Below are 5623 nucleotides of genomic sequence, written 5' to 3'. Positions count from 1 at the left end.
AGCATCTTCTTCTGCTCAGTCGTCAGGGCGCCGAGGCTCCGGGGGCCGAGGAGCTGGCGGCGGACATACGGGAGGCGGGGGCCCGTGTCACCATCGCGGCATGTGATGTCACCGACCGGGAGGCGGTGCACCGTATCCTCGCGGACATACCCGAGGACGCCCCCCTCACCACCGTCATACACGCCGCCGGTGTGCTCGACGACGGCCTGGTCGAGACGTTGACGCCCGACCAGGTCGAGCGGGCCCACCGGGTGAAGGCGATCGGCGCGACCGTGCTCGACGAGCTCACGCGCGACATCGACCTCTCGGCCTTCGTCCTCTTCTCCTCTGTCTCCAGCACCCTGGGCATCCCGGGGCAGGGCAACTACGCCCCGCACAACGCTTTCCTCGACGCCCTCGCCGCCGATCGCCGGGCCCGTGGGCTTGCCGGCACCTCGATTGCCTGGGGCCCCTGGAGGGACAGCGGTATGGCCGCCCAGGACGGCGTCGCCGAGCGGCTGAGCCAGCACGGTGTGCCCGGGATGGATCCGGAACTCGCCCTGGCCGCCCTGGCATCCGTACTGGACCACGACGAGACCGAGATCACCGTCGCGCACATCGACTGGGACCGTTTCTACCTCGCCTACTCCGCGAGCCGGCCGCAGCCCCTGGTCGAGGAGCTTCCCGAGGTGCGGCGCATCCTGGAAGCACGCGAGAGCGCGTCCGGCCGACAGGGAGAAGACGGCGTCCCCGACGGAGAGAACCCGCTCGTCGCCCAGCTCGTCGCCGCGCCCGAGGAGAAACGGCTGCCCATCCTGCTCGATCTGGTACGGACGCAGGCCGCGGCCGTCCTGCGGATGCGCTCGGCGGCGGACGTAGAGAGCGGGCGTGCCTTCAAGGAGATCGGTTTCGACTCGCTCGCGGGAGTCGAACTGCGCAACCGGCTGTCCCGGGTGACCGGACTGTCGCTGCCCCCCACGGTCGTCTTCGACTACCCCACACCGCTGGCCCTCTCGACGCTGCTCCGTACGGAGCTGCTCGGGGACGAGGAGGCTCTGGAGGCACCCGCGGCCATCGGCCGCGAAGTCGTCGCGACCGACACCGAGCCGATCGCGATCGTCGCGATGAGCTGCCGCTACCCCGGCGGCGTCCGCACTCCGGAAGACCTGTGGAGGATGCTCTCCGAGGGCGGTGAAGGCATCAGTCCGTTCCCCACCGACCGGGGCTGGGACCTGGACGCGCTGTACGACCCGGATCCGGACGCGCTCGGCAAGACCTACGTACGGCAGGGCGGGTTCCTGCACGACGCGGCGGATTTCGACGCGGCGTTCTTCGGGATCTCGCCGCGTGAGGCGCTGGCGATGGACCCCCAGCAGAGACTGCTGCTCGAAACGTCGTGGGAGGCGTTCGAGCGGGCCGGTCTGAAACCGGCCGACCTGCGCGGCAGCGGCACCGGGGTCTTCATCGGCCTGACCTACCAGGACTACGCGGCCAGGGTCCCGAACGCCCCGCGCGGGGTGGAGGGGTACCTGCTGACCGGGAACACGGCGAGTGTCGCCTCGGGCCGCATCGCGTACACCTTCGGGCTCGAAGGTCCCGCGACCACCGTCGACACCGCCTGCTCGTCCTCGTTGACCGCACTGCACCTGGCGGTGCGGGCACTGCGGAACGGCGAGTGCGAGCTGGCGCTCGCCGGCGGTGTGGCGATGATGTCCACCCCGCACATGTTCGTGGAGTTCAGCAGGCAGCGGGCGCTGGCCGGGGACGGCCGGAGCAAGGCGTTCTCCGCGCACGCAGACGGGTTCGGCGCGGCGGAAGGCGTCGGACTGCTGCTCGTGGAACGACTGTCGGACGCCCGCCGCAACGGGCACCCGGTACTGGCCGTGGTCCGCGGCACCGCCGTCAACCAGGACGGTGCCAGCAACGGCCTCACCGCCCCGAACGGCCCCTCCCAGCAGCGTGTCATCCGTCAGGCCCTCGCCGACGCACGCCTGGCGCCGGAGGACGTCGACGCGGTCGAGACGCACGGCACCGGCACCGCGCTCGGCGACCCCATCGAGGCGCAGGGCCTTCAGGCCACGTACGGAAGGTCTCGGCCCGCCGGCCGCCCGCTGGCCATCGGCTCGGTGAAGTCCAACATCGGCCACACCCAGGCCGCCGCCGGTGTGGCGGGCGTCATCAAGATGGTGATGGCCATGCGCCACGGCACCCTGCCGAAGACCCTGCACGCCGAGGAACCGAGCCCGCACGTGGACTGGGCGAACAGCGGCCTCGCGCTCGTCAACGAGCAGACGGACTGGCCGGCCACCAGCGGTCCGCGCCGCGCCGCGGTCTCCTCCTTCGGCATCAGCGGCACGAACGCGCACGTGGTGCTGGAGCAGGCCCCGGTGGACGCGGACGCGACCGTGCGGGAACCCGGGGCGGAGGGGGCCATGGGATCCGGCGACTCCGCGAGGGCCTCGGCCCGGCCCGGCCACCTTCCCTGGGTGCTGGCCGCCAAGGACGACCGGGCGCTGCGTGCCCAGGCCGCCGCCCTGGGCGACTGGCTGACCCAACGTGCCGAAGCCCTGAAGGGGAAGGCGGACACGACCGGCCCCGGCGGCCCGGCCGACCTGTGGGACATCGGGTATTCGCTCGCCACCGGCCGCACGGCCTTCCCGCACCGGGCTTCCGTGGTCGCGGCGGACCTGGACGGTTTCCTGGCCGAACTGGAGACGCTGGCCGAGGGCGCCGGTTCCGCCCGCTGTCACCGGGGCACGGCCCGGGAGGGCGCCCTCGCCTTCCTCTTCACCGGCCAGGGCAGCCAGCGGCCCGGCGCGGGCCGCGAGCTGTACGACCGGTACCCCACGTTCGCCCAGACGCTGGACGAGATCTGCGCACACTTCGACCGGCACCTCGAACAGCCGCTGCGCGACGTGATGTTCGCCCTCCCGGACAGCGAGGAGGCCGCGCTGCTCGACCGGACCGAGTACACCCAGTGCGCCCTGTTCGCTCTGGAGGTCGCCCTGTTCCGGCTGCTCGAGGGATGGGGGCTGCGGCCCGCCGCGCTGCTCGGCCATTCGATCGGAGAGATCGCCGCAGCGCATGTCGCCGGGGTGTTCGGGCTCGCCGACGCCGCGCTGCTGGTGACCGCCCGCGGCCGCCTGATGCAGGCCCTGCCCGAGGGCGGCGCGATGCTCGCCGTTCAGGCGGCGGAGCCGGAGGTACGGTCCTGGCTCGCCGGCCTCGCGTCCGGGGGACTGGACGTCGCCGCCGTCAACGGCCCCGCCGCGACCGTGCTCTCCGGGGACGAGGAGGCGGTACGGGAGGCGGAGGCACACTGGGCCGGTCTCGGCCGCAAGACCCGTGAACTGCGGGTGAGCCATGCGTTCCACTCCGCGCACATGGACGGAATGCTGGCGGAGTTCCGTGCCGTCCTGGAGAAGGTCGAGTTCCGGGACCCGGGCATTCCCGTGGTCTCGAACGTCACCGGCCGTCCGGCCGCGCCGGGAGAGCTGTGTGACCCCGAGTACTGGGTGCGCCAGGTCCGCGGCACCGTCCTGTTCTCCGACGGCGTCCGCAGCCTGCGGGAGCTGGGCGTTCACACCTACCTGGAGCTGGGCCCGGACGGGGTGCTCACCGCCATGGCCGCTGACTGCCTCGCGGACGTGCCCGCGGATGCCGACGAGAACCCCGCGACGGCCTCCGAGGCCACCGGCGCCTCCGGGACCGCCGCGCCCGCCGCCCCGCACCGGCCGCTGCTCGTACCGCTGCTGCGCCGCAACAAGCCGGAGTCCGAGACGCTGGCGAATGCGCTCGGCCAGGCCCATGTGCAGGGCGCCGGGCCCGACTGGCACGCCTTCTTCGCCGGGCGCGGGGCGCGCCGCGTGGACCTGCCCACCTATCCCTTCCAGCGGGAGCGTTACTGGCTGGACGCCCCGGCGGGCGGACCGGCGGCGGACACGGCCGGGCTCGGCCTCGGCGACAGCGGGCATCCGCTGCTCGGCGCCCTGGTCACCCTTCCCGACCGGGACGGACTCCTGCTGACCGGTCGTCTTTCGCTGCGCACGCACCCGTGGCTGGGTGACCACGCCGTCCTGGGCACCGTCCTGCTGCCCGGCACCGCCCTTGTCGAACTCGCCGCCCACGCGGCGGAGTCCGCAGGCTGCCGGGAGATACGGGAACTGACCCTGCGGGAGCCGCTCATCCTGCCGGAGCGTGACGGCGTCGCCCTGCGCGTCACCGTCGGAGAGCCGGCGGAGGACGGGACCAGGACCATCACCCTCCACTCCCGGGCGGACGGCGCGGCCGACGGCACACCGTGGACCTGTCACGCGACGGGACTGCTGGCCGTGTCCACCGGATCCGCGGCCGCAACACCGGGGAACACCGGGGCGTGGCCGCCGCCCGGTGCCGAGCAGCTTCCCCTCGGCGGCCTGTACGAGCGGCTGGCGGACAACGGTCTCGGGTTCGGCCCGCTTTTCCGGGGGCTGCGCGCGGTGTGGCGGCGCGGCGACGACGTGTTCGCCGACATCGCTCTGCCGGGGTACGAGAGCGCCGGGACCTCCGACGGCCCGGACACGATCCCCGCCACCGCTCTCGGCGGTCCGGCCGATCCCGCCCGTTACGGGATCCACCCGGCACTGCTCGACTCGGCGCTGCACGCCATTGCGGTCGGCGGCCTCGTCGACGACCCGGAGCGCGTCCTGGTCCCGTTCCACTGGAACGGGATCACCGTCCACGCGGTCGGTGCCGCGGCTGCCCGGGTCCAGCTGAAGTCCGCCGGGAAGGACGCGGTCTCCCTGTCCCTGACGGACACCGGCGGACGGCCGCTGATCACCGTCGATCGCCTGGCGCTGCGCCCGGTGAACGCCGGTCAGGTGGCACGCAGCCGTGGTGCCGGACTGATGCACCGCGTGGCCTGGCGGGAGCATGGCCCCGTGCCCGGCGAGGGCGGACCGGGCGCGCTCACCGACGTACTCACGGGCACGGCCGTCCTGGGCCGCGACGAGCTGAAGATCGCCGCCGGGCTGGAATCCGGTGGCGTCCGGCCCGCCACGTACCCGGACCTGGCCGCACTGGTCCGGGCCGTCGAAGCCGGCGTACCGCTGCCCCGTACGGTGCTGGCGCCGCTGCCGGCCGGGCTGCCCACGGACGGCGGGCCGCAGGGCGTACGGAGGTCCGTGGCCCACACGCTGGAGCTGCTCCAGGCGTGGCTCGCCGACGAGCGCCTCACCGCCAGCCGGCTGGTCGTGGTCACCCAGGGCGCGGTGCGGGAGCCGGACGGCCGCGGCACCGACGAGGGCACCGTGAATCTGCCGCACGCGGCGGCCTGGGGTCTCGTACGGTCGGCGCAGACCGAGAATCCCGGCCGGTTCGCTCTGCTCGACCTCGCGGAGGACGCCTCGTCCTACCAGGCGCTGCCAGGGGTGCTGTCCGACCCCGGCCTGTACGACGAGCCGCAGGTCGCCCTGCACGACGGCAGGGCCCGAGTGGCCAGGCTGGCGTCCGTCCACCATGAGCCGGAAACGGTGGCGGCCTCCGGTGAGGCGGCGTCGGACGCTGTTCCCTCGGGGTGGGATCCGGAGGGATCGGTGCTGGTGACGGGTGGTACCGGTGTGCTGGGTGCTGTGGTGGCCCGGCATGTGGTGCGGGCCTGGGGGGT

The 5623-nt window shown here is 73.4% G+C and carries 1 protein-coding gene; it reads left to right on the top strand.

Translation table 11 applies throughout. The annotated features are described in order from the left end of the window. A partial coding sequence (locus AB0L74_RS34660; protein WP_365661553.1) for an SDR family oxidoreductase occupies nucleotides 1-5623 on the top strand: 5623 nt, incomplete at both ends.

The organism is Streptomyces sp. NPDC052020 (assembly GCF_040680575.1).
GTDB lineage: Bacteria > Actinomycetota > Actinomycetes > Streptomycetales > Streptomycetaceae > Streptomyces.
The sequence above is the reverse complement of the archived record's forward strand: the minus strand, read 5'-3'. Positions and strand labels throughout refer to the sequence as shown.